The 25,142-nt window shown below is 68.9% G+C and carries 27 protein-coding genes; 13 read left to right on the top strand and 14 right to left on the bottom strand.

Going from position 1 to position 25,142, the window contains the following annotated elements; translation table 11 throughout:
* Positions 1 to 93: 93 nt before the first annotated feature.
* On the bottom strand, positions 94 to 1,038 hold the full coding sequence (locus Ahu01nite_RS32875; protein ID WP_203840589.1) for an AraC family transcriptional regulator: 945 nt from the start codon (positions 1,036 to 1,038) through the stop codon (positions 94 to 96).
* Positions 1,039 to 1,129: 91 nt separating this feature from the next.
* Between Ahu01nite_RS32875 and Ahu01nite_RS32870 the strand changes: the two genes are divergently transcribed.
* From Ahu01nite_RS32870 to Ahu01nite_RS32855, 4 genes are all read left to right on the top strand, one after another.
* Positions 1,130 to 2,380, top strand: coding sequence for an NmrA family NAD(P)-binding protein (locus Ahu01nite_RS32870; protein WP_203840588.1), 1,251 nt, complete (start codon positions 1,130 to 1,132; stop codon positions 2,378 to 2,380).
* Between the two features lie 49 nt (positions 2,381 to 2,429).
* Positions 2,430 to 3,122: a hypothetical protein gene (locus tag Ahu01nite_RS32865; protein WP_203840587.1), complete on the top strand. Its 693-nt coding sequence runs from the start codon at positions 2,430 to 2,432 to the stop codon at positions 3,120 to 3,122.
* Positions 3,119 to 3,457, top strand: coding sequence for a transcriptional regulator (locus Ahu01nite_RS32860; RefSeq protein WP_203840586.1), 339 nt, complete (start codon positions 3,119 to 3,121; stop codon positions 3,455 to 3,457). The genes Ahu01nite_RS32865 and Ahu01nite_RS32860 overlap by 4 nt, the downstream gene beginning before the upstream one ends.
* A 124-nt stretch (positions 3,458 to 3,581) precedes the next feature.
* Positions 3,582 to 3,965: a hypothetical protein gene (locus Ahu01nite_RS32855; protein WP_203840585.1), complete on the top strand. Its 384-nt coding sequence runs from the start codon at positions 3,582 to 3,584 to the stop codon at positions 3,963 to 3,965.
* Between the two features lie 88 nt (positions 3,966 to 4,053).
* Here Ahu01nite_RS32855 and Ahu01nite_RS32850 read toward each other — a convergent pair whose 3' ends face one another.
* Complete coding sequence (locus Ahu01nite_RS32850; RefSeq protein WP_203840584.1) at positions 4,054 to 5,247, bottom strand: HAD-IA family hydrolase; 1,194 nt, start codon at positions 5,245 to 5,247, stop codon at positions 4,054 to 4,056.
* A gap of 151 nt (positions 5,248 to 5,398) precedes the next feature.
* Here Ahu01nite_RS32850 and Ahu01nite_RS32845 point away from each other — a divergent pair, with 151 nt between their 5' ends.
* The gene (locus tag Ahu01nite_RS32845; RefSeq protein WP_239159328.1) at positions 5,399 to 7,663 is read left to right on the top strand and encodes an FGGY family carbohydrate kinase; all 2,265 of its coding nucleotides are present in this window, start codon (positions 5,399 to 5,401) and stop codon (positions 7,661 to 7,663) included.
* An 83-nt stretch (positions 7,664 to 7,746) separates the two neighbouring features.
* Positions 7,747 to 8,739 carry a LacI family DNA-binding transcriptional regulator gene (locus Ahu01nite_RS32840; RefSeq protein ID WP_239159321.1) on the top strand — a complete coding sequence of 331 codons (993 nt, stop codon included), beginning with the start codon at positions 7,747 to 7,749 and terminating at the stop codon, positions 8,737 to 8,739.
* A 162-nt stretch (positions 8,740 to 8,901) separates the two neighbouring features.
* On the opposite strand, the gene Ahu01nite_RS32835 is transcribed toward Ahu01nite_RS32840, so the two are convergent.
* From Ahu01nite_RS32835 to Ahu01nite_RS32820, 4 genes are read right to left on the bottom strand one after another with little or no spacing between them, the layout of a single operon-like run.
* Positions 8,902 to 9,939, bottom strand: a complete 1,038-nt coding sequence (locus Ahu01nite_RS32835; protein WP_203840582.1) for an ABC transporter substrate-binding protein — start codon at positions 9,937 to 9,939, stop codon at positions 8,902 to 8,904.
* An 11-nt stretch (positions 9,940 to 9,950) separates the two neighbouring features.
* Positions 9,951 to 11,030, bottom strand: coding sequence for an ABC transporter permease (locus tag Ahu01nite_RS32830; protein ID WP_203840581.1), 1,080 nt, complete (start codon positions 11,028 to 11,030; stop codon positions 9,951 to 9,953).
* Complete coding sequence (locus tag Ahu01nite_RS32825; RefSeq protein ID WP_203840580.1) at positions 11,027 to 11,803, bottom strand: ATP-binding cassette domain-containing protein; 777 nt, start codon at positions 11,801 to 11,803, stop codon at positions 11,027 to 11,029. Before Ahu01nite_RS32825 ends, Ahu01nite_RS32830 begins: the two co-directional genes overlap by 4 nt.
* Positions 11,804 to 11,835: 32 nt before the next feature.
* Complete coding sequence (locus Ahu01nite_RS32820) at positions 11,836 to 12,861, bottom strand: zinc-dependent alcohol dehydrogenase family protein (RefSeq protein WP_203840579.1); 1,026 nt, start codon at positions 12,859 to 12,861, stop codon at positions 11,836 to 11,838.
* 524 nt (positions 12,862 to 13,385) lie between these two features.
* On the opposite strand from Ahu01nite_RS32820, the gene Ahu01nite_RS32815 reads away from it, so the two are divergent.
* On the top strand, positions 13,386 to 14,498 hold the full coding sequence (locus Ahu01nite_RS32815; protein WP_203840578.1) for an LCP family protein: 1,113 nt from the start codon (positions 13,386 to 13,388) through the stop codon (positions 14,496 to 14,498).
* A gap of 7 nt (positions 14,499 to 14,505) precedes the next feature.
* On the opposite strand, the gene Ahu01nite_RS32810 is transcribed toward Ahu01nite_RS32815, so the two are convergent.
* Genes Ahu01nite_RS32810 through Ahu01nite_RS32800 form a run of 3 tightly spaced genes read right to left on the bottom strand, consistent with a single transcriptional unit; the run spans position 14,506 to position 16,675 of the window.
* On the bottom strand, positions 14,506 to 15,078 hold the full coding sequence (locus Ahu01nite_RS32810) for a hypothetical protein (protein WP_203840577.1): 573 nt from the start codon (positions 15,076 to 15,078) through the stop codon (positions 14,506 to 14,508).
* A complete protein-coding gene (locus tag Ahu01nite_RS32805; RefSeq protein WP_203840576.1) occupies positions 15,075 to 16,451 on the bottom strand; it encodes a hypothetical protein in 1,377 nt (458 codons plus the stop codon). The genes Ahu01nite_RS32810 and Ahu01nite_RS32805 overlap by 4 nt, the downstream gene beginning before the upstream one ends.
* A complete protein-coding gene (locus tag Ahu01nite_RS32800) occupies positions 16,448 to 16,675 on the bottom strand; it encodes a hypothetical protein (RefSeq protein WP_203840575.1) in 228 nt (75 codons plus the stop codon). The genes Ahu01nite_RS32805 and Ahu01nite_RS32800 overlap by 4 nt, the downstream gene beginning before the upstream one ends.
* Before the next feature lie 9 nt (positions 16,676 to 16,684).
* Here Ahu01nite_RS32800 and Ahu01nite_RS51475 point away from each other — a divergent pair, with 9 nt between their 5' ends.
* Complete coding sequence (locus Ahu01nite_RS51475; protein ID WP_275411797.1) at positions 16,685 to 16,813, top strand: hypothetical protein; 129 nt, start codon at positions 16,685 to 16,687, stop codon at positions 16,811 to 16,813.
* A 91-nt stretch (positions 16,814 to 16,904) separates the two neighbouring features.
* Here the strand turns inward: Ahu01nite_RS51475 and Ahu01nite_RS32795 are convergent, their stop codons facing one another.
* A complete protein-coding gene (locus Ahu01nite_RS32795; RefSeq protein WP_203840574.1) occupies positions 16,905 to 17,705 on the bottom strand; it encodes a siderophore-interacting protein in 801 nt (266 codons plus the stop codon).
* 95 nt (positions 17,706 to 17,800) lie between these two features.
* The gene (locus tag Ahu01nite_RS32790; protein WP_203840573.1) at positions 17,801 to 18,025 is read right to left on the bottom strand and encodes a hypothetical protein; all 225 of its coding nucleotides are present in this window, start codon (positions 18,023 to 18,025) and stop codon (positions 17,801 to 17,803) included.
* Between the two features lie 143 nt (positions 18,026 to 18,168).
* Here Ahu01nite_RS32790 and Ahu01nite_RS32785 point away from each other — a divergent pair, with 143 nt between their 5' ends.
* The 3 genes from Ahu01nite_RS32785 (at position 18,169) to Ahu01nite_RS32775 (ending at position 21,584) form a co-directional block, all read left to right on the top strand.
* Positions 18,169 to 19,566, top strand: a complete 1,398-nt coding sequence (locus Ahu01nite_RS32785) for a M4 family metallopeptidase (protein WP_203840572.1) — start codon at positions 18,169 to 18,171, stop codon at positions 19,564 to 19,566.
* Between the two features lie 158 nt (positions 19,567 to 19,724).
* A complete protein-coding gene (locus Ahu01nite_RS32780; protein ID WP_239159320.1) occupies positions 19,725 to 21,092 on the top strand; it encodes an AAA family ATPase in 1,368 nt (455 codons plus the stop codon).
* 27 nt (positions 21,093 to 21,119) lie between these two features.
* On the top strand, positions 21,120 to 21,584 hold the full coding sequence (locus tag Ahu01nite_RS32775) for a hypothetical protein (protein ID WP_203840571.1): 465 nt from the start codon (positions 21,120 to 21,122) through the stop codon (positions 21,582 to 21,584).
* Here the strand turns inward: Ahu01nite_RS32775 and Ahu01nite_RS32770 are convergent.
* Both Ahu01nite_RS32770 and Ahu01nite_RS32765 read right to left on the bottom strand, forming a co-directional pair.
* On the bottom strand, positions 21,574 to 21,978 hold the full coding sequence (locus Ahu01nite_RS32770; RefSeq protein ID WP_203840570.1) for a formyltransferase family protein: 405 nt from the start codon (positions 21,976 to 21,978) through the stop codon (positions 21,574 to 21,576). The genes Ahu01nite_RS32775 and Ahu01nite_RS32770 overlap by 11 nt on opposite strands.
* A 5-nt stretch (positions 21,979 to 21,983) precedes the next feature.
* A complete protein-coding gene (locus Ahu01nite_RS32765) occupies positions 21,984 to 22,166 on the bottom strand; it encodes a hypothetical protein (protein WP_203840569.1) in 183 nt (60 codons plus the stop codon).
* 48 nt (positions 22,167 to 22,214) lie between these two features.
* On the opposite strand from Ahu01nite_RS32765, the gene Ahu01nite_RS32760 reads away from it, so the two are divergent.
* Both Ahu01nite_RS32760 and Ahu01nite_RS32755 read left to right on the top strand, forming a co-directional pair.
* Positions 22,215 to 22,649, top strand: coding sequence for a hypothetical protein (locus Ahu01nite_RS32760; RefSeq protein ID WP_203840568.1), 435 nt, complete (start codon positions 22,215 to 22,217; stop codon positions 22,647 to 22,649).
* 24 nt (positions 22,650 to 22,673) lie between these two features.
* Positions 22,674 to 23,990: a cytochrome P450 gene (locus Ahu01nite_RS32755; RefSeq protein WP_203840567.1), complete on the top strand. Its 1,317-nt coding sequence runs from the start codon at positions 22,674 to 22,676 to the stop codon at positions 23,988 to 23,990.
* Here the strand turns inward: Ahu01nite_RS32755 and mltG are convergent.
* Positions 23,987 to 25,135, bottom strand: coding sequence for an endolytic transglycosylase MltG (mltG, locus tag Ahu01nite_RS32750; RefSeq protein WP_203840566.1), 1,149 nt, complete (start codon positions 25,133 to 25,135; stop codon positions 23,987 to 23,989). The genes Ahu01nite_RS32755 and mltG overlap by 4 nt on opposite strands.
* Positions 25,136 to 25,142: the final 7 nt, after the last annotated feature.

Here is a 25,142-nt window from a genome sequence, read left to right as displayed (position 1 = left end):
CCGGCCTCAGCCACCCCAGCACCCTGGCGTCACCGTCGGTCCTGCTCAGGTCCCTCATGGTCAACCTGCGCCACCGCGGCTGACCGGATCGCGTCAGAAGATGTGCACGGTGTCGGTGATGTCCGGGCGGGCGGCGACCCGATCGAGTTCCTCGCGGCGCCAGGTGCCGGGAGCCCGCTGGTGATGCCGGTTGAAGGCCGTGGCGAATGCGTATGGCGAGCCGTACCCGGTGAGTTCGGCGATCTGGGCCAGTGTCAGGTCACTGGTGCGCAGATGGTCACGGGCCAGCGCCATGCGCCAGTCGGTCAGATACTGCATCGGCGTCTGATCGAGGGCCTGCGTGAAGATGCGGGCGAACGCCGCCCGGGACAGTCCACTGAGCGCGGCGAGCTCGGGCACCGTCCAAGGGTGGGCGGCGTCCTCGTGCACCGCGCGTAACGCCGGACTGAGCCGCGGATCGGCGGAGGCCCGGAACCATCGCGGGGCGTCGGGGCTCTGGGTGAGGCCGGTGCGCAGGGCGAGCACGAGCAGGACGTCGAGGAGCCGGTCGAGGATGGTCTGCCGCCCGGGTTCGTCGGTGCTCAGCTCTCGCGACAGCACCGCGATGATGTCGTGCAGCGGGTCACCGACGCCGGCCGAGAGGGGGATGACCTCGGGCAGCGCGTCGAGCAGGCCCTGGCCGATGTCGCCGGAGAAGCGGTAGGCGCCGCAGAGGAACACGCTCAGCCGCCGGCCGGGATCGGGCAAAGGTTCGGCGTGGCGTACTGCGAACTCGCCGGGGTCCAGGCAGTCCGCTCCGGGCTCGTGGGCGATGTGGTGGGCGCGGCCCCCGCGGACGAGGGCCAGGTCGCCCGGCGCGAGTTCGAAGGCCGCCGCCGGGTCGTCGAACCACAGCCACGCACGGCCCTGGACGACGGTGTGCACGGACAGCTGGATCGTTCCGGCCAGGCGCAGTCCCCACGGCGGGGTGGCCGCGGTCCGCGCGAAGACGCCCCCGGAGGCGCGGGCCCGGGTGAGGTGGTCCTGCAGCAGATCCATGGGCTCATTGTCGCTGCCATGAGCGTCTGAAACAAACAATCAACGACTTTGAGCCATTGGTACGCCACCAGCGGCCGCGCAGGATGAACCCATGACGAATTTCCTAGTTCTCGGCGGCACCGGGCGTACCGGATCGCTGGTCGCGAAGAACCTGCGCGACCGCGGCCTCGCCGCCCGGACCGCGGCCCGCCACGACGCCGACGTCGTGTTCGACTGGGACGACCCGGATACCCAGCGCTCCGCCCTGACCGGCGTCGACGGTGTCTACCTGGTCGCACCCGTTCCCCGGGTCCGGTACGCCGCGCAGGTGTCGGCCTTCCTCGACCTGGCCGAGGCCGCCGGCGTCCGGCACGTGACCTACCTGAGCACCTACCGCGCGGAGCAGGCCCCGGCGACGACGGATTTCCGCGCTGTTGAACGCGACCTGGCCGCCCGGACCGCGTTCACCCATACGATCCTGCAGCCCGGCTGGGTCATGCAGAACTTCGCCGACCAGCACGTGCCGATCATCGACGGCGTGATCACGGTCCCGGGTGGCACCGGGGCGGAGGCCTTCGTCGACGCGGCCGACATCGCTGCCGTGGCCGTCGAGACGCTGGTCCACCCCGAGGACCATGCCGCGGCGCGCTACACGCTCACCGGACCCGAGGCGCTCACCTTCGCGCAGGTCGCCGCGATCATCAGTGAAGTGACCGGGAGTCCTGTCCGCTACCAGGACATCGATCGTGCGGCCTGGATCGGCGCGGTCGTCGCCACCGGGTTCGTCCCCGCGGACTACGGCGTGGTCCTCGACTGGCAGACCAGCACTGTGGAGTCTGGCAACGGCTCACGGCCCACTGACGACGTCTACAAGGTGACCGGCCGGCAGCCGACCGATCTCGCCGCGTTCGCCCGCCGCGCGTTCCGTGCCCCGCAGATCTCGGATCTCGGGGACTTTGTGGCATTGGAGCCGTTCTTCCGCATCGTCGAGCAGGGCCTCGCCGGTCTGGTCGACGAGGGGCACTACTTCGACCAGCTCGCGGACGACGCGGTCTTCGAGTACGTCATCTCCGTACCCGGATATCCGCGGCAGGTCGTCGGCCGTGAAGCCGTTGCCGGGCTGTACCGCGGTTACGGCGCCAACTTCGTCCTGCACAGCGCCGACGAGCTGGCAGTGCACCACGATCGGGAGAAGTCGGTGGTGGTCCTCGAGTACGCGGTCCACGGGCGGGTCGTCGCGACCGGGAACGCGTACACCAATCGCTTCGTCTCGGTCGTCACCATCAAGGATCGGAAAGTGACCCACTGGCGCGACTACCTCGATCCGGTTGCCGTCTTTGACGCCCTGGGCTGGCCGGTCTGATTGCAGCGAAACGCTGGCGCCAATCGGTTTGCTGTGCAAACCTATTGGCATGACCGCTGACTCGATGCCCGCCGCGAACGATCCTCGCCGGTTGCTGTCGGAGCTGCGCGCGCTCGCTCATCGCGTGCGGCTCGAACAAAGAATGACGTGGGTGGCACTGCTGGTCCTGGCCGCGGTGACGTTCGCCGCGATCCCGGTCGACTGGTTCGCCATGCAGGTGCGGTGCCACCCCGACGGCAGCTGCGAATTCGCACGCCAGGGGATGCTGTACTACTGGCCGCCGGCGACGCTCCTGGCGTACGGTGCGATCGCTTTCTTCTATCTGCGGGCCGCCCGGGCGCGGGGGCTGGGCACCCGGGTCCTGCCGTACGCCATCACCGGTGCCGTGACGACCGTCGTGTTCCCCGCCGCGTGGCTGGCGGTGCACCTGTACTTCCAGAGCCACCCCTATCCGGACGGCCCGCTCCCGTACTGGTATTTCGTGCTGGACCGGCTGGTCATGCCGTGGGGCATGATCGGTGTGACGCTGCTGCTTCTGGCCTGGCTGGAACGCAGTCTCGCACTGCTGCTGTTCACGTCGGGCTATCTCGTGCTCGTGCTGCTGGTGCTGCCGATGAGCGACGGTTTCGGCGCACCGCACTTCGGGATCCGAGCGGGGATGGCGGTGCCTCAGGTCATCGCCGGCGTGGTGCTGTTGCTGGGCGCGGCCGGGTTCCGGGCAGTCCAGCGGCGACACCGGTGACGGCGGTGACCGGCACGCACGACGAGGACGCCGCGCACCCCGCCAACGGCCTCGACGAGGTGGTCCATCAGCGGGTGCGGCTGGGGATCCTCACCATCACGCATGAGGCTCGCCGGGTCGAGTTCGGCTATCTGCGTACCCAGCTGGAACTGACCGCGGGCAACCTGTCCAAGCACCTGAGCGTGCTGGAGGAGGCCGGCCTGATCGAGGTGGAGAAGGGCTACGAGGGCCGCCGTGGCCGCACGTGGATCACCCTCACCGCGCTCGGTGCCAAGGCGCTCGCCGACGAGATCGGACGACTCAAGAAGCTCATCGCACGAGTGGAGGATCGATGATCACCCGCCGAAGTCTGCTCGCGGCGGTTGCCGGGCGGCACCCGTGGTCACGGTCGACCATCCGTAGGACTCGTACGGCGAGCTCCCCGACGGCCGGCCGGCCGTGCCCGACGACGACGTGTCCGTGACTCCGTGGGACCACGCCCACGACGTCCGCACGGTCCTCGACGCCATAGAAGACCCGTTCATGCTGATGACCGCCGAGAACACGGAGGACAACGAGGACTCCGGTGTCGCCGAGTTCCTGCCGCTGATGCACGGCTGGCACCTCAACGTGCACGCCGTCGGCGCGCTCCACGGGGCCTTCTGCGACCACCAGTGGCTGATCCCCCAGCTGCCGTTGAGCGACGAGGACCTCGCCGGCTGGATCGGCACCCTCGCGCCGGCCCGGGCGGTGCGCATTCAGCAGGCGTACCCGCTCGCCTTCTTCGACCTGCACCTGCGCGGCCGGCGGCAGCGCCTGCTCGAAGGCCCGAGCCCAGCCTTCCCGGAGCTGCTGTTCACCTGAAGGCGTGCCCGGCAACCTTCCACGGGTACGGCCGCAGCTCGGCTCGGCGTCAGCGAACGCCAGCTGCTTTTGCCTCGGGCCGTCTTCCTCAGCCGACGCCCTGTACGGAGCTGATCCGCAAGCTCGTGGTGGCCTCGACGCGCAGCTGATCCAGGGCGTCGACGATCAGGTCGGCCTCGTGGAGCTCGTCCGCCGGAGACGTGCCGGTGATCGCGATGACCGCGCAGCCCGCCGCCTTCGCCGAGCGGATCCCGGCGACCGCGTCCTCCACGGCGAGGCAGCGTTGCGGGTCGACGCCGAGGCGCCGGGCGGCGAGCAGGTACGGCTCCGGGTCGGGTTTGCCGCGCCGGATGTCGTCCGCGGTGACCATGACGGGCGGCACCGGGATGCCCGCGCCGTGCAGCCGAGCCGTTGCAAGGCGGGCGGCGCCGGACGTCACGATGGCGCGGCGTGACTCGGGGACGCTTTCGTAGAACGCGAGGGCTCCGGGCGTACGCGGAAGGGTCTGCGCGTCAGCGATCTCGATGTCGGTGATCCGGGTCAGGCCGGCCTCGACGCGCTCGGGCGGCAGCAGCTTGGCGAGCAGGTGCCGGGCCGGTTGACCGTGGTTCTCGGCGACGGCCCGGGCGGGGATGCCGATCTCGGCGGCGAAGCGGCGCCACGAGCGCAGGACCGAGGCGGTGGAGTCGGCGAGCGTGCCGTCCAGGTCGAACAGGACGGCGTCAAAGTCGCGGTGGAGCACGGCATTCGAGACCCCGATGGGGGTACGCCGCCCGAGCGCGACCAGCACCCGCACCAGCTGCTGCTCGGTGGTGAGCTCCGCGTCGACCGTGATGACGGGTATGGCCGGGGGAGCAGTGGGCACGTCCGGCGCGCGGTGCTGGTCGCGATCTGCGGCCCGCTGTGCGCGGCGGGCGTCGAGCAGGTCGGGGCCGGCGACGAGGTGGACGACGTGGAGCTCGGCTTTGCCGGCGGCGTCGCGGAGCAGCTCCCATTCCTCGCCGCCGCGTAGCTCGGCGGTGAACGGGGCGACCAGCACAGCGTGACCCGCGGTCGTGACGACGTCGCCGGTCACGGAGCGCAGGGCGGCGTAGCGGCCGGAGCGGACGGCGTCGCGGTGCGGTGCGGCGAGCCAGTGCCCGCCGAGGGTGTCCGCGGGCAGGGCGTCGAGCAGCGGATTGGTGATCGCGTCGAGGTCGAGCAGGGGCGCCGCGAGGGCTGTCGCGAGGGCACGGCCGAGTGTCGTCTTGCCGCTGCCGGCAGTGCCGGCGACGGCGATCACGACGGGTCCGGCCGGTTGACAATCCGTTGACGGGCGCCACATCATGAGGCCATGTTACCGGTGTCATGGCTATTCGCGACACCGGTGACATGATGTAATCCACGACACCGGTGACATGGTCACTCACCTGCGGCTAGGGAGAACTCCTGTGATGGATTCCGCCGGCGCCCCGGCGCCCCTGGTCGCGGGCATCGACCTGGGCAGCACCGCCATGAAGATGCTCGTCACCGACGCGGCCGGCACCGAGGTCGCCGCCGCGCAGGTCCCGACCCCGTGGCGGTCCGGCCCGGGCGGCACGACCGAGATGGACGCCGACGCGCTGCTCGGCGCCGTCCGCGCCCTGGCCGACACCACCGCGCACCGCGTCGCCGAGGTGACCGGCGCGCCGATCGCCGCCGTCGCCGTCTCCGGGATGGGCGAGACCGGGATGCTCGTCGACGCCTCCGGTTTCGCCGTCGCCCCCGCCTTCGCGTGGTTCGACCCGCGCGGCGCCGCCCAGGCAGCGGCGTTCCCTGCCACGATCCGCGCCGAGTTCGCCGGGCGCACCGGGCTGCCGCTGGGCGCCCAGGTCAGCGTGGCGAAGCTGGCGTACCTGCGGGATCAGGGTCTTGACCTGGCCGGGCTGCGCTGGCTCAACCTGCCCGAGTTCGTCACCGCGTCCCTCGGTGGTCACACCGCCGTGGAATATTCGCTGACGTCGCGGACGGGGCTGATCGACCAGGACACCGGCCGTCCCTGGACCGAGATGCTGCACGTCCTCGGTGTCGGCGAGACGTTCCTGCCACCGCTGGTCGACGCGGGCAGCCCGTTCGGCGAGATCCACGGCGCCGTCCCCGCGAACCTCGCCGGCGCGCTGCTCACCGTCGCCGGCCACGACCACCTCGTCGCTGCCGAGGCGACCGGGGGGCTGCCCGCGGACCACTACCACGTGTCGCTGGGCACCGCCGAGGTCCTGCTCCGGGTCATCGACGCGCCGCTCGGTTACGAGGCCCGCGGCCGGCTCGCCGCGCACCTGATCAACGAGGTCCGGCACGTCGTCCCCGGCAAACACGTCCTCGTCGCCGGCGTCAAGACCGGCCTGCTGCTGCGCCGGGTCCTGCAGTCCGCCGGGATCAACGACCGGGCCGGGCGCGACGTCCTCGACGCCGCCGTCATGGCCCTGCCCTACGAGGGCGCGCTGCCCGCCGGCGCCATCCACGTGTCCGGCGCCCGCAACGACGACGGCGTGCTGAAGCTGACCGTGCGCACCGACGGGGTCAGCCCCGCCGAGCTGTTCAGCGCCGTGCTGCGGCACAGCAACGACGAGATCGGGCTGCTGATCGGTGCCATGGACCGGGAGCTGCCCCCAGCGGTGACCGCCACCTTGACCGGCGGCTGGGCGGGCATGGCCGCGGTGCGGCGCGCACGAGCGCACGCCCTGCCCGCGATGACCGCGTCCACCCGCGAACAGGAAACCGCGTACGGCGCCACGAGGGCCGCCGTCCGGCTGCTGAGCACCATCCCCACCGAAGATTGGAACCGTACCGTGAACCCGCTCACCACCATCGAACGCCGCGGCATGTCCGCGATCTCCACCCCGGCCGGCCGGATGCTCATCGTCGCCGCGGACCAGCGCAACGGCATGAAGGCCGCGATGAAGGACGCCCCCGGCGGCCCCGAGTCGATCAGCACGGCCGAGCTCGCCGAGGCCAAGGCGGACCTGCTGCGCTATCTCGCCAACAACGCCCCCGCCATCCTGCTCGACCCCGAGGTGGCGCTGCCCGGCATCGTCGACGACGGCGTCCTCGCCCGCGGCACCTCCCTGGTCGTCGGTCTCGACGCGTCCGGCTTCGAGACGACCGACGGGCTGCGCTACACCCGTTTCGTCCCCGGCGTCAGCGCGAAAACCGTCCGCGAGCTGGGCGGCGACGTCGCGAAGATGCTCTGGTACACCCGCCCCGACAAGCAGGACGCCCACTCCCGCGTCGCGGGCGAGATGCGCAAACTCATCACCGAATGTACGGCCGAAGGTGTCCTGCTGATCGTCGAGCTGCTCACCTACCAGCTCGAGGACGAAACCGCCGGGGAGTATGCGGCGGCGTTCCCGAGCCTGGTCGCCGATGGCGCGAAGCTGGCCGTCGACTGCGGCGCCAAGGTGCTGAAGCTGCAGTACCCCGGCTCGGCCGAGGCATGCGCCGCTGTGACCGCCGCGGCGAACGGCGTCCCGTGGGCGGTGCTCTCCGCCGGCGTCGACCACGAGACGTTCCTCGGTCAGGTCACCACCGCCATGGCCAACGGCGCCGCCGGAGCCATGGCCGGCCGCTCCCTGTGGAAGGACAGCCTGTCGGTGTCGCACGACCTGCGCGAGGACTACCTGACCAAGCGCGCCCTGCCCCGCCTGCGCGAGCTCGCCGACGTCGTGGACGGCCGCCACTGATCTTTGCCCGAGTAGCTCCAAGCCGTCGCAGCACGTCAGATATGCTGCGGCGGCTCTGACATTTAGGACAGGCGGAGGTGCCCATGGCGACGATGCGCGATGTCGCCGCCCGCGCCGGTGTGAGCGCGAAGACGGTTTCCCGGGTCTTCAACGACGACCCGCACGTGCTCCCCGAGACCCGCGCCCACGTGGAACAGGTCATGCGGGAGCTGAACTACGTCCCCAACATCCTCGCCACGACGTTCCGCTCCGGGAAGTCGTCGGCCATCGGCGTCGCCGTCCCCGACGTCGTCGACCCCTACTTCGCCGCGATCGCCGGCGCCGTCGACGACGTCGCCGCCCGCCGCGACACCGCGACCCTGCTCACCAACCTGGGCAACGACCCCGCCCGCGAGCGCGACATCCTCGAATCCCTGCTGAGCCGCCGGCTCGCGGGCCTCGTCGTCGCCCCGATCGGCACCGACCACTCGTGGCTCAAACGGTGGAAGGACAGCACGCCGGTCGTCTTCGTCGACCGCGCTCCGATCGGCCTGTCCGCCGACACGTTCGCCGACAACGACGAGGCCGGCGGCTACCTCGCCACCCGCCACCTCATCGAGCACGGCCACCGCCGCATCGCGTACGTCGGCGACATGATCCACCTCTCCACCGAGATCAACCGCCTCGCCGGTTACCGCCGAGCCCTCGCGGAAGCCGGCATCACCCCCGACGACACGCTGGTCTCGGTCTACGTCAGCGACCGCGACACCACCCAGGCCGCCATCACCCGCCTGCGAGCCCTGCAGGCCCCGCCCACCGCCATCTTCTCGGCGAACGCCCGCAGCTCCATGCTGCTCGTCTACGTCCTGCCCGAGGACGAGCTCGCCGTCGTCGGTTTCGGCGACTTCCCCATGGCCGACCGCCTCCGCCCCACCCTCACGGTCATCGACCAGGACCCCGGCCAACTCGGCCGCTACGCCGCCGAACGCGTCTTCGAACGCGTCGAGCACCCCAAACGCCGCCTCAAACGAACCACCATCCTCGACGTCACCCTCATCGAACGCGAGTCCTGCAAGGTCGGCCACCCACCCGCCTAGCGCCCTCGATTCGTTTGCAGCAGATGGCGAGGGCGGCCGGATCTGGCCACGGGGCACGAAGTTGCGCCCTCTTCGACGTCATCGCCGGCGCGATCCGGGCATGACGGAAGGCCGGGCGGCTGCTTTCGCTGTGCCGCCCGGCCCGGGCCGGTGGGGGTCAGATCAGCAAGCCGACTGGTACGCCGCCGCGGCGCCCTCGGTGTCGACGTTGTCCTTGGTGATCGTGCTGAAGCCGGTCTGCACCTTCGGGTTCACCGTGCCGCCGTCGAGGGCGGCGACGGCCGAGTCGACGCCGTCCTTGCCGATGCCGGAGGGCTGCTGCGCGACGAGGGCCTGCACAGTGCCCTCCTTGAGCGCCTTGATCTGGTTGGGGCCCGCGTCGAAGCCGACGATCTTCACGTTGCCGGTCTTGCCGGCCTGGCGCACACCGGTCGCGGTGCCCTCGGCGGCGAACAGGTTCGCGGCGAACACGCCCACGATGTCGGGGTCCTTCTGCAGCGCGGAGCTCATCAGGTTGGCCGCGGTGGCCGCGTCGTTGTGGGAGTACTGCACCGGCAGGTACGAGAACGCGGAGTCAGCTTTCGCCGCCTCCTCGAAACCCTTGACCCGGGCGTCGGCGGTGGAGATGCCGGGGTCGGTCGACATCACCATGACCTTGCCGCCGTTCGGGTTGAGCGCCTTGATGGCGTCGAATGCCGCCTTGCCGCCGCCCTCGTTGTCGGAGGCGATCGCGGCGGTCGCGTAGGACGGGTTCTCGGTGGTGGTGTCGACCAGCACGACCTTGATCCCGGCGGCGGCCGCCGCCTTGAGCGGGGCCTCCATCGCGGTGACGTCGGTCGGCGCGATCAGGATCGCGTCCGGTTTCGCGGCCACCACCGAGTCGAGGATCGGCTTCTGCAGCGTCGGGTCGAACTTCTGCGGGCCCTGCGTCGTGACCGTGACACCGAGCTTGGCGGCCTCGGCCTGCGCGCCGCACTGCATGCTGATGTAGAACTCGTCGCCGGCGACACCCTGGATGAACTGGATGTTGTAGTCCTTCGCCGCCTTGTCCACCGGGGCGGCGGCCGACGCGGCCGGGGCACTCGGGTCGGCGGCGCTGCCGGCCGCGTTCTCGGCGGGCTTCGAGCTCGTGCACGCCGACAGCGCGGTGGCGAGGGCTATTCCGGCGGCGGTGACCGCGACAGTGGTGGTTCGCTTCATATCGGGGGTCCTTACTTTTTGAGTCCGAGAACGGAGAGCAGTGGTTTCCGGGCGGCGCCTCGTAGCGCCGCGGCCCGGCGGGACTGGTCGACGTAGACGGCGGCGACCAGCACGGAGCCGACGGCGACGCCCTGCCAGAACGACTCGACGCCGACGATCACGAAGCCGGCCTGGAGCACGGCGGGGATGAACAGCCCGATGACGGTGCCGAAGATCGAGCCCTCGCCGCCGAAGACCGAGGTTCCGCCGATGACGACGGCCGCGATGACGTTGAGGTTGGTCAGCGACTGCCCGGCGATCGTGGTCGTGCCGAACTGCGCGAGCGACAACATCGCGCCGAGCCCGGCCATCGCCCCGGACAGCCCGTAGACGAACACCAGGTGCCGGTCGACCTTGATGCCGACGCGTCGCGCGCCGAGTTCGTTCGAGCCGATGGCGTACGTGTATCGGCCGAACTTGGTCTTGTGAAGCACGACGCCACCGATGACCAGCACGATCAGGGCGACGAACGGCAGCGCCGGGATCCCGAGGATCTTGATGTAGATGTTGAAGTCGGTGAGGACCTCCGGCACCGAGCGGATGTCGATGCCCCCGGTGACCACCTGGGCCAGGCCGAGCGCGACGGACAGCGCCCCGAGCGTCACGATCAGCGGCGGGATCTTCGCCTTCGCGATCAGGAACCCGTTGAGCGAGCCCCACGCGATCCCGGCGACCAGCGCCGCGGCGACGCCGATCAGCGCGGTGGACCAGCCGTCCCCGCCGGCGGACTGCATGACCTTCGCCGCGATGACCGAGGAGAACACCAGCACCGAGCCGATGGACAGGTCGATGCCGGACGTGATGATCACGAACGTCATGCCGACGCCGAGCACCGCCCAGACGGCGACGTTCTGCGCGATCAGCGAGAAGTTGCTGACCGACAGGAACTTGTCGCCGGCCGCCACGGAGAACGCGACGATGATGACGAGCAGGACCCCGAGGATCCACACCTGCTGCAGGTTGGCGATCCGCTTGAGGTACGAGTCTGCCTTCGGCTTGTCCACGGCGGCCTCCGGATCGGTGGCCTGCCCGGTCGGGGTGATCACGCTCATGACACGCCTTCCTTGCGGGTGATCGTGCTGTCCAGGGCGCCGGTCATCGCGCCGACCAGCTCTTCCACGCTCGTTCCCGCGCTTTTCAGCGTCGCGACGCGGGTGCCCAGCCGCATGACCTGCACCCGGTCGGCGACCTCGAGCACGTGCGGCATCGAGTGGGAGATGAGCACCACGGCGATGCCCTTGTCCCGGACCCGCTTGATGGTGTCGAGCACGTTGCGGGTCTGCACCACGCCGAGCGCGGCGGTGGGCTCGTCGAGGAACACGACCTTGTCGGCCCAGCTGATCGCGCGGACGATGGCGATCTGCTGACGCTGGCCACCGGACATCGCGCCGACCTGCGCGGTCAGCGAGCGGACCGTGCCGCCGAGCTCGCGGAACCCCTGCTCGGCCCGGGCGCGCATCGTCTTGTCGTCCATGAAGCCGAGCTTGCCGAGCAGGCCGCGGCGGGGGATCTCCCGGCCGAGGAACATGTTCTGTACGGGGTTGAGGTGCGGTGCCAGCGCGAGATCCTGGTAGACGACCTCCATCCCCAGCGCGGACGCCTGCTGCGGCGACGTGATGGCGATCGGGCGGCCGTCGTAGAGCAGCTCGCCCGAGTCGACATCCAGGTTGCCGGTCAGCGCCTTGACCATCGTCGACTTGCCGGCGCCGTTGTCACCGATGAGCGCGACGACCTCGCCGGCGTCGATGTCGAAGGACGCGTTGTCCAGTGCGCGTACGTGTCCGAAGCTCCGGCTCAGGCCACGCGCCTCGAGAAGGGGTGCCATGTGGGGGGTCACCTTTCCGGTGGAGGGGCTGCTTACGGGACGATCACGACTTTGTGTACGGCGGGGTCGTGCTCCAGCGCGTCCAGCGCCTTGGCGTAGTCGTCCAGGGAGAAGCGGTGGGTGATGATGCCTCCGGTGGCCACCCGCCCACCGCGCAGCGCGGCGATCGCCGCCGCGAACGACGTGATCTCGGCGAACGATCCCTTGATGGTGATCTCGCGCCGGAACACGTCGAAGGGATGGAAACTGACGATTTCCTCCGCACGGGTGACCCCGTAGACCAGCACGGTGCCGCCGTTGCGGGTGAGCGGAACGCACAACTCGCCGATCGCCGGGGACCCGGTCGCCTCGACGACCACGTCATAGCCGGCGCCACCGGGGGAGGCCTGCCGTAACGCGGCGAGGTTGCCCTCGGCGTCGTCGCGGTTGATCAGCACCGTGTTGTCGATGCCGAGCTCGATCGCGGTGTCGAGCTTGAACTGCGACGGCGCGGCGACCGTGACCGAGGACGCGCCGCCGCTCGCGATGAGCTGGGCGAGCAGCAGCCCGGTCGGACCGGCGCCGAGGACCAGGACGCTCGACCCGGGGCGCAGGGCGAGTGTCTCCAGGCCGTGCATGGCGCAGGCGGCCGGCTCGGTGAACACCGCCGTGTCCGCGGGCAGGCCTTCGACGGAGAACACCAGGGTCTCGGGTGCTGTCACGTACTCGGCGAAGAAACCGGGGAAGTTGCTGCCGTACCCCTTGAGGTTCTCGCACAGGATGAGCCGCCCGGCCCGGCAGTAATCGCACAGGCCGCAGTGCACGTTCGGATTGACGGTGACCTGCTCGCCGAGCACGAACCGGGTGACGCCCGCACCGAGCTGATCGACGACGCCGACCAGCTCGTGCCCCGGGATCAGGGGGAACACGGCGTTGAAGTCGCCGGCGTGAATGTGCAGGTCGGTGCCGCACACGCCGACCTGGCGCACCTTGATCCGCACCTCACCGGCGCCGGCCTCGGGCTGCGGGATCTCCCGTACGGCGTACTGGCGCGGGGCGTCGTACACGACAGCCTTCATGCGAACCCCTCCTGGACTGTGATCAGCGCAACTGTTAACTCAACTGAAACGCACAGTAAGCCATGGTGCGGGTGCGTGTCACCGGTGACATCGAGAATTTTTCGCAGGCATGTCATCGGTGACATCGGTCGGACTGAAGGGGATCATGCCTGCCCGGGCACTGTGTCCCGATCCGAAGCCCGCGGTCCTCGGGTGGTCCCACAGGGTGGCACTGCCCTGAGTAATCGAACTCCTACGCAGAGTGCGCGTCGATGCCATCATGGCGACGGGCGCCGGGTCCGCGCTTGTTGTCCTCGAGACGGTGGCCGGCACGCCTGTCTCTCGCGACTCCGAGCCTCCACGGAATGCGGTGAACAGTGAATGTATAGGCGATGGACCCATGAAGAATGGCGGCCGATTAATGCGGAAAACCGTCGCCGATATCGACTCCGGTTTGACTATCGGAACGTGAAGATATATCCATTCGGATGGTCCACGGCCCCATTCTCGATCGTCAGGTCCACCTCAGCTGGAGGAGCCCACCCATGCCGGACACGACCACCCCGGTCCGACCGCCCCGGGCTCCGCTGTGGACCCGGCTGCTGATCGCCGCCGGCCTCGTTCTCACCATGGCCAGCGTCTTCGGCATCGTCTCGGTCAAATACTTCCTGGGCCGGCTCACCGGCGGCATCCAGACCACCTCCAGCGTCCTCGCCGACTCCGGAGTGGGCGGCGCCTCGTCGGGCAAACTCCCCGACGGCGCCATGAACCTGCTGATGCTGGGCCTGGACACCCGCGCCGGCTGGGAGGCCAAGGGCGAGCTCTCCCGCTCCGACACCATCCTCGTCCTGCACATCGCGGCCTCCCACGACCGCGTCTACATGATCTCCATCCCCCGCGACATGGTGGCCGACATCCCCGCCGACCCCGCCATCGGCTTCAAGGGCACCCGCGAGAAAATCAACTCCGCCTACGCGTACGGCTCCCAGAACGGCCGAGGCTGGACCGGCGGCGCGAAACTGGCCGCCAAAGCCGTCCACAACCTCACCGGCATCACCTTCGAAGGCCTCGTCGTCATCGACTTCGACGGCTTCCGCGGCCTCCTCGAAGCCATGGGCGGCGTCCACATGTGCGTCGACAAGGACATGTGGTCCAGCCACTACGTCGTCGACGCCAAAGGCAAGGTCTCCTACGCCGAGGGCGCCGACCCCGTCACGCCCCCGTCGAACGCCCTCTGGTTCAAAAAGGGCTGCCGCGACATGCAACCGTGGGAAGCCCTCGAATTCTCCCGGTTACGCCACTCGACCAACGGCGACTACGACCGCCAACGCCACCAGCAGCAACTGTTGCGAGCCATGGCCGAGAAGGCCACCAGCGCCGGCATCCTGACCAATCCGGGCAAGGTCTCGCGCATCCTGGAAGCGGCGGGCTCATCGCTGAAAATGGACACCCACGGCGTACCCGTCGCAGACTTCGTCTTCGGCCAGAAAGGCCTGGCCGCAGCCGACCTCATCCCCATCAAAACCAACGCCGGCGCCTTCAACGACGTAGGCGGCGGCGAAGGCGCCACCCCCACCACCCAGGCCCTCTTCCAAGCCACCGCCGCCGACAAACTCGACGACTTCCTCCTCACCCAGCCGGGCCTGCTCATCAGCTGAAAAGGTCCTACTGCCCGGAAGGCTCGCCATCCGGGCCCATCACGTAACCGAACTGAGCCATGGAACCCGCCCGGTCGATCTCGTCGAGGTCATCGGCGCCAAAACTCGGCAGCGCGGGATCGGTGGCACGCCTGCGCCAGCCGGCAAGGCGCACCGACTTCCATTCGAGGTTCACTTCACCGTTCTCGGTGTGGAAACCCCCGCCGCGTTCGAAGAGAACCAGCAGAGGCGCGAACGGATCCTCCAGATCCGCGGGCAACTCGACACCGGGAGTGGCACGCAATGCTGCCCAGCGCAAGATGAAGGGCGTCAGGTTGGTGATGTCCCAGCCCCCGGCCTGAACGTTCTGCAGAGTCTCGTCCAGAACGCTCTGATCCAGCTGAACACCAGGGTGGACGCACCCGGCAATGTCGAAGAACGGCGTCCGGGTGTCACATTCGCAAGCGTCGGCCAGGCGCGCGGCACGGCGGAAATACTCCTTCAACAGCGCAGCCTTCGACCACGCCTTGTCGCCGCGCCGCTCCCAGTCGACGGCGCTCAGCCGGGCCGCCATCTCGCGTACAGCTTCGTCGGGTTTCATCGTCCCAATCCTCGCAGGGCCGCGACGACGACCTCATCCAGGTTCGAGAGGTCGCCGGCAATCTCCAGGTTCGAGCCGTCCAGACCGAAGGCACGCCAGTGCGCGAAGGGCGTGGCGGGCTTCCACTCGTTGGGTGCGAGGTCGTGTGCGCCCGGGTGATTCGGATTGATCATCGGGTCACCACTTTTGTCGAACGAATCGGGATGGGTGGACCGGTAGGGAATCCCGGCCTCCATCAGCTTGTTCTCGACATACTCGTGCCCGGCGAGGTTGCGGAACTGGTCCAGTTGGCTCGGAGTCAGCTTGCCGCTGACCGCGCCCTCCCATAGATCCGCGATGCGCTCGTGCGGTGTGAAATATCCGCTCTCCACATGCCCCGGGCTGATAGGGACATCGTGCTGCTGGACGAACAAGTTCTGGCGCATGCCTTCGATGATTCTGGGATCGACGCCGGTATTCGCGGCAACAACGGGAGTGTCTTCCGGACTGTTGCGGGCCCTCCGGTATGCGTCGATGGCTCGTTCCGAGAGGGGGTCGCCGTCATCGATGAAATAGTCGGAGCCGTGCGGGAAACCGGGCTTGAACTCGCTGGTGGTGGGGTCGGTGCGGGCGAGGGCTCGGTTGCGGCCGCTCAGGTTGGTGAAGACGGTGGCGAGGTTGTCGAGCATCGGGTGGAGGCGGCGGAGGCTGTTGAGGAGGCCTCGGACGAAATGCTGGATCTTGTTGACCCATTTGGCGACCAGGGCGGAGACCTGGCCGATGACCACCGGTGTCGCGAGGCCGAGGGTCAGGCCCTCTTCGGCGAGCCACTGGGGGAGGCGTGCGGCCAGGGTGCCGATGAATTCGGCGATCAGGTCGCGGACGATGCCGCGGACGAGGGCGACCAGCAGGCCGGCGCCCTCTACGGCGTACGAGAGGCCCTGTGCCGCGGTGGCCAGGCCTTCAAGGACATGCATCTGCGCGGCGGCGTACTCGCGGTAAGCGTCACCGGAGCGCCCGAACCATTCGGAGACCTCGGCGCCGAGGCGGTCGGCGTACTGCTGCCGGGCCTGGTCGGTGAAAGCGGCGACGTTCGACCATGTTGCCGCGTGGGCGGCGACCTCGTCGGCGTTGCCGGCGAGCCAGTCGAGCGCGTCCTTGAGCGGCTTGACGTGCTCCATCAGCCAGGAGACACCCCAGGACACAAGGGTGCCCAGCGGGTCGACGGCGAGGGAGAGCATGTCGAGCGAGGCGCCTACGCCGCCCAGTGTGCCGTCGACCCAGCTGTTGCTGCGGATGCCGTTGGTGATGTCCGCGGCGTCCTCTACCAGACCGAGACCGGTGTACCGGGTTGTCGAGTCGTGGCTCTGGGCGACGAGGGGGTTGGTGCTCACAACGGCAGTTCGGGCAGCGGCCCCGGCCCGCCGCCCGCGGCACGGACGTTCTGGCTGGTCAGGTCGTCGGTCGAGGTGGTGCCGGCGACCACGGCACGAAGCTTGTCGGCGGTCTCCCGGAGCGAGTCGTCGGCGTCGTCGAACGCTCCGATCGCGATCGCGAAGATCGGGCTCAGCAGGCCGGGCAGGAACTGGCAGAGTTGCCCGTACGCCTGCGTGTCCATGGTGATCTCGTGGACCGCGGACCTTGCCTGCCTTACGGCGTCGGCAACACCGTCCACGCCGGCGGCATGCTGCTGGACGGCCACCGCGGGAAACTGGATGTCATCCCCGGCCACGGCGGTCCCGCCGCGCGTTCCTGACGTTGACGCCCATCGCGGTCCCTCCCCTTTTGCCGCACTTTAGAAGCGTGCTGATGCGCGCCGCAACCCCGGAACCGGGTCGATCCGGCGGTCAGTGTTTCCAGAAGCCGGAGAACGTGATGCGGTCCTTGGGCAGGCCGATGTGGTGCAGATGGCGGCGGCCGTGGGTGGCCAGTTTTGCTTCGCCGACGACGAAGGCGTACCCGTGGGGGTCGAGGTTTTCCAGGGTTTGCAGGGCTTGGAGGGCTTTGACGCCGGGGATGGCGGTGGGGTCGTCGCGGTCGATCCAGGTGATGGTGATGCCGGCCGGGCCGGAGAGGTCGCGGCGGTCGGCGGGGGTGGGGACTTCCTGGATGACGCGGCCGGTGGTGTCGGCCGGCAGGGAGCGGAGGATGCCGGTGACGGCGGGCAGGCCGCTTTCGTCGGCCACGATGGTGACCTCGGTGGTGTCGGTGGGTGGGGCGAAGAGGATGCCCTGGTCGAAGATGGCGATTTTTTCGCCGGGGGTGGCGGCGCAGGCCCAGATGGCGGCGGGGCCTTCCGGTTCGCCCGAGGGGCCGAGGTGGACGACGAAGTCGATGTCCAGTTCGGCGTCGGCGGCGCGGAAGTCGGCGATGGTGTAGTTCGCGCAGTGGGGGCGGGTCTTCTCCGCGGCTGCCAGGTACTTCAGCCACCACTGTTTGCCGGAGATCTCCGGCATGGCGAAGCCGTTCTGGTGGGGGAGGCGTACGAACAGGCGGAACCAGTGGTCGAAGCCCATCCACGGGAAGTCCGCGAGGGCTGTGCCGCCGACGGTGACGCGCTGCATGTGCGGGGTGAGTCGTTCGGTCCGGAGGACCTCGACGCGGTACAGCTGGGGCTTCTTCGGGGTTGTCCGAGGCCGTTTCACCATGGTGTGAGGTTAGCCTAGGCTAACTTGCGGGTTCGCAGAGACATCGGGACCCGGACCAGCGCGTACGCGGATCCGGGTCCCTGGTGAGGCTTCGGTCAGCCGCTGCGGCGGTTGCCGTACTGGCGGGGGCTCTGGACGGCGCCGCGACCCACCGGGGGCTGGCCCTTCGCGAAGACCTCGGGCTTCACGCCGCCCTTGCCCTTCGCCCGGCGGGCGGCCCGGTTGGTGAAGACCGCGGGCTCCGGCTCGCCGTCACCTTCCGGCACGGACCCGTTCTCCTGCGCGCTCACGTCTTCCGGCGCGCTCTCATTCTCGGGCATAGGGGTCTCCTGACATGTAGACGGCGACACACGCTATCCCAGGAACGTCTGCCCCGAAGGCCCAAACCCCGCCCGCCACCGTATCGGGATCAACGACACAGCGACTAGCATCGATCGATCTACGCACGACTGTGGGGGAAGCGTTGAAAAAGACATCGCTCGTGCTCGCCTCGGTGCTCGCCACCTGCCTCACGACGGCAGTGGCACTACCCGCGTACGCCGCCCCGGCGGCGCTGCCCGGCGACCTGCGACAGATCCAGATCCGGCATTCTCTGACGGGTACGCACACCTGGTACCAGCAGACCTACCAGGGCATCCCGGTGTTCGGCGGCTACTACGCCACCCACAAGGGCACCGACGGGACGGTGACCGTCGACGACGGGCGCGTACCCGTCAAGGGCCTGGCCGGCACCGCCGCGGCCCTGACCGAGCAGCGGGCCCGGACCTCGGTCGCCGGCCGCCTCGGCGAACAGCCCGCCGACAGTGAACTCGTCATCGTCCCGGGTACGACCGCCAAACTGGCCTGGAAGACCCTGACCCCTGCCGACCGGGGCACGATCCGCTCGCTGGTCGACGCGGCCAGCGGCGCCGTCCTGCGCGAGGAGAACACCGCCCGCGAGGCCAACGGCACCGGCCAGGTCTTCGACCCCAACCCGGTCGTCGCCCTGCAGAACGAGACACTCACCGACCAGGACGACGCCGACTACCCGGCGCTGGCCCCGGCCTACCGCAGAGTCGTCCTGCGCCACCTCGACCCCGGCAAGGACACCCTGCAGGGCTCGTACGCGAACAACCTCAGCGAACCCGCCGTCACCTCGGCCCGCCGCGTCTACAAGTACCAGCGGGACGAGCCCGGTTTCGAGCAGGTCAACGCGTACCACAGCATCACCTCCGCGGAGGACTACATCCACCGCCTAGGCTTCATCGACGTCAACAACGAAGCCCAGGACTACTACACCACCGGCTTCACCGACGACAACTCCTACTACGACCCCTCGGTCGACGCCATCACCTTCGGCACCGGCGGCGTCGACGACGCCGAGGACAACGAGGTCATCTGGCACGAGTACGGCCACGCCATCCAGGACGACCAGGTCCCCGGCTTCGGCGAATCCGAGGAGGCCGGCTCCATCGGGGAGGGCTTCGGCGACTACTGGGCGGTCACGATGTCGCAGGCCACCAGCCCCAATACGGCCGTGACGCCGTGGGCCTGCGTCATGGACTGGGACGCCACGTCGTACACCGACGACGAGCCGCACTGCCTGCGCCGCACCGACACGGCGAAGGTCTACCCGGACGACCTGGAGGGCGAGGTCCACGCCGACGGGGAGATCTGGTCGCACGCGATCTGGGACGTCAACCGGGCCCTCGGGCGTACCAAGGCGAACCGGGTGATCCTCGAGGCACAGTTCCGCTTCACCCCGGACGTCACCATGCCCCAGGCTGCCGAGGCGACTGTGGCTACCGCGCGGTTGCTGTACGGGGCTCGCGCTGCCGCCCAGACCCGAAAGGCTTTCCAGGACCGCGGCATTCTCGCCTAGCCGCAGTAGGCCCGCCACCCATGTAACTATAGTTACCGTAACTATAGTTACATGGGGGTGTGGTGGAGAAGCCTGCAGAGATTTTCGATCGGGATGCTGAGTGGGCCGAGCTTGTCCGGTATTCGAGCGCGCCGGTCCGAGGGGCAACTCTGGGCGTGGTGTCAGGTCGTCGGCGGCAAGGGAAGACGTTCCTGCTCGACGCCCTGGTTCAAGCGTCCGGCGGATTCATGTTCACCGCTACCGAGTCGTCGGAGGCGGATGCACTACGCCAGTACGGTGACGCGCTGGGTGCTCATCTCGGTGAGTCGACCCCGCTGCGATTCGCGAACTGGGATGAGGCCATGACGCGTACGTTCACGCTCGCACCGGACGGTCCGTTGCCGGTCGTGATCGACGAGTTCCCGTTCCTGGCGCGGGTGAGCCCGGCATTGCCGTCGATCATCCAGCGGGCACTCGACCCGGCTGAACAGCGCTCCAATACACAGGTACGCCTTCTGCTGTGCGGGTCGGCTCTGTCTTTCATGGGTGGCCTGCTGTCGGGGACCGCCCCGCTACGTGGACGTGCGGGTCTCGAACTTGTCGTGCCGACGCTGGACTACCGGGCCGCCGGGCGGTTCTGGGACATCACCGACCCGCGAACCGCCCTGCTGGTCAACTCAGTCGTCGGGGGTACTCCGGCGTACCGGCACGAGTTCACGCAGGACGACACACCGAACGGGCCGGAGGACTTCGACGCCTGGATGGTCCGGGCCGTACTGAACCCGGCTCGGCCGCTGTTTCGTGAAGCCCGGTATCTGCTCGCCGAGGAACCGGACCTCAGAGATCCCGCCCTCTACCACTCGGTGCTGGCAGCGATCGCCGAAGGCAACACCCGTCGCGGCGCGATCGCGAACTACCTCGGCCGCAACCCGTCCGACCTCAACCATGCACTGCGCATCCTGGAAGACGTCGGAATGGTCGTCCGGGAGCCGGATGCCTTCCGGAGCACCATCGGCGACTATCGCATCGCCGAACCGCTCGTGACGTTCTATCACGCGGTGATGCGCCCGGTCTGGGGTGATCTCGAGAGGGCCGGCCGTGCGGCGCGGGTCTGGCCACGCCTGCAAGCGACGTTTCTCAGCAAGGTTGTCGGCCCGCATTTCGAGTCCGTCTGCCGACAATGGACCCGCTGGGAGGCCGACGCCGACCTGCTCGGCGGGTACGCGCACCGGGTGGCAGCCGGCACGGTCGCCGACCCGGCCGCACGAACCCAGCACGAGGTGGACGTCGCGGCCTTCGGACGGAGCCCCGACGGGCGTGAGGAACTGCTCGCCATCGGCGAAGCGAAGTGGAACGAGACGATCGGCATCAAACATCTGCAGCGGCTGAAGAACATCCGGGACCTGCTGAATGCCAAACCGAGCGTCCATGCCGACACATGCCGGCTGATGCTGTTCAGCGGTGCCGGCTTCACACCCGAGCTCGCCGCGATCGCCGACACCGATCCGGCCGTGCAGCTCGTTGGTCTGGGCAGTCTTTACGGCTGACCTCGCAAGCCCGGCACAATGATCGGCATGGAGTTGTACGGGAGCCGGGCGGATCTGCTGCCGAGCTGGATGGCGAAAGTGGTTCGCGCGCCTGAGGGGTCGGAGCGGCTGCTGACGTGGGCCGGGCGGCCGGGGATTCGGCTGTTGGATTACGCCGACCATGAGCAGTGCGAGCGCGACAGCCTCCGGCGGTTCCCGCAGGCCCGCGACGGCTGCGTCGACTGGGCCGGGGTGGCGGATGACCACGTTGCGAAGGGTGGCGATCGCCTGGTTGAGGAGTTTCTGGGCGGGGGCGGCGAGGTGGTGATCATGTGGGGGAGCCTGAGCGTCCCGAGTGTGGCGCTGGACGGAGCCGCGGCGGTGTCCAGGGTGGCGGAGATTCTTGATGTTGACGCTGTCGTGTGGATGGTCCGCTCGGGGCTGCTGCTCGAGCGGAACTATTTTGATGACACGGTGCGGGTTGCCCGCGTACCCGTGATGGTCAGTGGGTGAGACGGACCGCGCCCTCGCCGGCCCGGACCGTCCCGCCGTCCGCGTGGGTCAGCAGGACCGTGCCGGGGGTGGTGGCGCCGGCTGTCGTGGGGACGATGTCGACGTGGCGGATGACGACCGTGCCGATCGGGTCCGGGAGCGTGACCTGGGCCGAGGGGAACAGGACGTTGAGGGCTACGGCCCTGCGGCGGATGACGGCTGCTGGTTCTCTCAGATCGAGGATGCGTTCGGCGTCGGTGCGGTGCAGGGTGGCGCCGAGGGTTGACGCGCCTTCGTAGAGCTGGCGGGCGGGGTTAGGGCCGCGGCCGGCCGGGAGCGCGGACGGGTGCACGTTCACCGCGCCGTACTTCGGCACTGCCAGTAGTGACGGCGGGATGAGCCGCGGGTAGCCCACCGAGATCAGGAGGTCGGGGCCATGGCGGCGATGACCGGTACGGCGACCTTCTCCAGCTGCGAGGTGACCAGGACGCTGGTCGTGGGTGGCTCGGTGGCGACCAGCACGATCTCGTGGCCGTGGCGTTGCGCCCACGAGGTGAGCACCTGGAAGTTGGCGGTGAAACCGGTCAGGAGCACGACGCGCAACGAAGATCCATCCACCGTGAGGTTGGCCCTTCACTATAGGGTCGGCCGATGCGTGACGCGGACGTATTACGGGAGGCCCTGCCGGGGGAGTGGCGGGTGCTGGCTACGACGTTCCCCATGTGGCTGTCCGGGCGGCGGCTTCAACCGGTCTTCACGTACGCGCTGCTGCCCGGCCCGTCGCTGACCCTCAGCGACGACGTCACCTACCGCACCCGGTCCGGCGCCACCAAGAAGATCTCCGGCGTCGACAGGTTCGACGCGGGAACCGGGGCGTTCACCTGGCGCGGGCGGGGCCTGCTCGGCGTGCTGACCAGCCGGTGGAGCGTCGAGCATCTCAGCGACGACCACGAGCTGATCGTGCTCACGTTCGCCCGCTCGCCGGTCACCCCGGCGGGCACGGACGTGATCGGACGCGGGCTGGGGGAGCGGCCCACCGCCCGCGACAACGTTCCGTACGACGACGCGTTGCACTGGCTCGGGTAGCGCGCCCGCGCCAGAATGCACGGCATGGCCGTCTTACCGCTCCCCCCGGTCGTTCCCGGGATTCCGCTGCTCGGTAACGCTCTGCCGATGATGGGTGACGTCCAGCGGTTCCTCGTGGACACCCACCTGCGGATGGGCCCGGTTTTCCGGGTGCGGGCCCTCAACCAGGCGTTTGTCATCATGGCGGGCGAGCGCGCGAACCGTTTCCTGCTCGAGCGCGGCGACGAGGTGTTCTCCAGCGAGGAGAGCTTCGGCGGCCTCAATCGTGAGTGGACGATGCGGGTCCACGTGCTGCGCGGACGCCCGCACCGGCATCTTCGCAAGATCCTCGCGACCGGGCTGTCGCGGGACCTGCTGGCCGCCCGCTGGGATGACGTCGTCGCCGAGACCGAGCGGACCTTCCACGGCTGGCAGGGCCGGTCCGCGCTGCCGGTGGTGGACCAGTTCCAGCGGCTCGCCGCCGCGCAGCTGTCCATCGCGTTGACGGGGGAGAGCTCCGCGGCCCAGTTCGAGAAACTGCGGTCGGCGTTCGAGTTGGTCCTCGACGTCACCGTCACCGGCAAGTGGCCGGCGGCGGCGCTGAAACGGCCCTCCTATCGCCGGGCCCGTGCGGAGATTCACGATTTCGCCCGGAACGCCCTTTCGGAACGCGCGGCGAATCCTCGTCACGACACCACGGATCTGCTCGACCGGGCCTTGGCGGCTGTGGACGAGAACGGGGACCCTTATCCGCTGGATGTCCGGGCGGGAATGGCGTTGCAGGGCTATTTCGCCGGCGTCAACACCGTCGCCTACCTCTACAGTTTCATGGTGTACGCGATGCTGCGTCACCCCGGTGTTCTCGCGCGCGTGACGGCGGAGGTCGATGCCGCGTACGACGACGGCGGGCTCACGTTCGAACGGCTCCGGGGGATGCCTGCGCTGCACGGGCTCGTGATGGAGACGTTGCGGGTGTATCCGCCTGCGCCGGGCTCCGCGCGTACGGTGATGAAGGCCTTTGACTTCGAGGGTTTCCGCATTGAGGAAGGGCGGCGGGTGCTCGTCGCGACGTCGGTGCCGCATCAGCTGCCGGAGCATTTCCCCGATCCGGGCACGTTCGACATCGACCGGGATTTCGCCGGCGGCCGGAAAGCATCGGTGTACGCGCCGTTCTCGGTCGGCAGCCACACCTGCCTGGGCGCGGGAATGACCGAGGTCCTCGCCGTGGCGACCATGGCGATCCTGGTCCGCAACCTGAATGCCACGCTGCCCCGGCCGGACCAGCCGTTGCGGATCACCGCCACGCCCGGCCCGAACCCGGGAAAGCGTTTCAAGGTCGCCGTCACGGAACGGACGATCTAGAGCACGCCGTTCTTCTTCGACGTCTCGATGTTCTGCAGGTGCTTCTGGTAATCGCGGGTGAACACCGAATGGCCCTGCTTGTCGGTCGCGACGAAGAACAGCCAGTCGCCCTTCGGCGGGTCGAGGGCGCCCTCCAGGGCCGCTTTCCCCGGATTGTTGATCGGGGTCGGCGTGAGGCCTTCCTTGTCGTGCAGCCGGTACGGGTTCTTCGGGTCACGCAGCTCCGCGCGGGTCATCTTGCCCGACGGTTTCGTGGGCTTCCCGGTGAGCTGGTAGTAGTAGTTGATGCCCACGTCGTACTCCAGGCATTTGCACGGTAGTTGGTCGGAGTTGTCGCCGTAGAGCCGGTTGTACGCCGTCCGCGACACCTTGCCCAGGTCATCCTTGTTACCGGCCTCGGCCTGCGACAACGACGCGACGGTCAGCACCTCGTACGGGCTGATCTTCCGGTCGTCCTCGGCCCGTTTCACGAAATTGATGCTGTCCGCGACGGTCATGAACTGCTTGACCATCAGCTTGAGGTATTCCGCGGCTGTGCCCTTCTTCGGGAACTCGTACGTCGCCGGGAACAGGAAACCCTCGATCGATTTCGTAACCCGCTGGCCATCGGTGCGCTCGAACCACAGATCGGGGACGCCCAGCGCCTTCGGGTCCTTGGCAGCCTTCTTGAAATCGTCGACCTTCAGTCCGGTCGACTCGGCGAGAATGGCGTAGACGCCGTTCGCGGTCGTCCCCTCGGGAATCGGCACACCGTTGACGACCCGGGCCTTCGGGTCCAGCAGCAGCGTCACCGCCGCCGCCCCCGACATGTGCTTCTTCAGGTTGTAGGTGCCGGGTCCGATGTTCTGCCCCTTGGGGTTCGCGTCGGCGGCATCGACAAACGCCCGCGTGCTCTGCACGACATCCTTGGTGACCAGCGTGTCACCCATCGTCGTGAGGGTCGAGTGCTGGGCGATCGTGACCTGCACCGCCTCGGTCCCCGCGCCGTCGTAGTCCGCCGCGGGCAGGTAGGCCTGGATCCGCGACCGCCCCAGGTATCCGCCGATGCCGAGCACACCGACAAGCACCACTACCACCAGCAGCGCGATGGGCGCCCTGCCCTCGCCGGGCCGCCGGTGACGGGATCGATAACGCTCGTCGCTCATGTCGTCC

Origin of the sequence: Winogradskya humida, from assembly GCF_016862215.1 — a bacterium.
Lineage (GTDB): Bacteria > Actinomycetota > Actinomycetes > Mycobacteriales > Micromonosporaceae > Actinoplanes > Actinoplanes humidus.
Note: the sequence above shows the minus strand (reverse complement) of the source record. Positions and strands in the feature narration are given on the sequence as shown.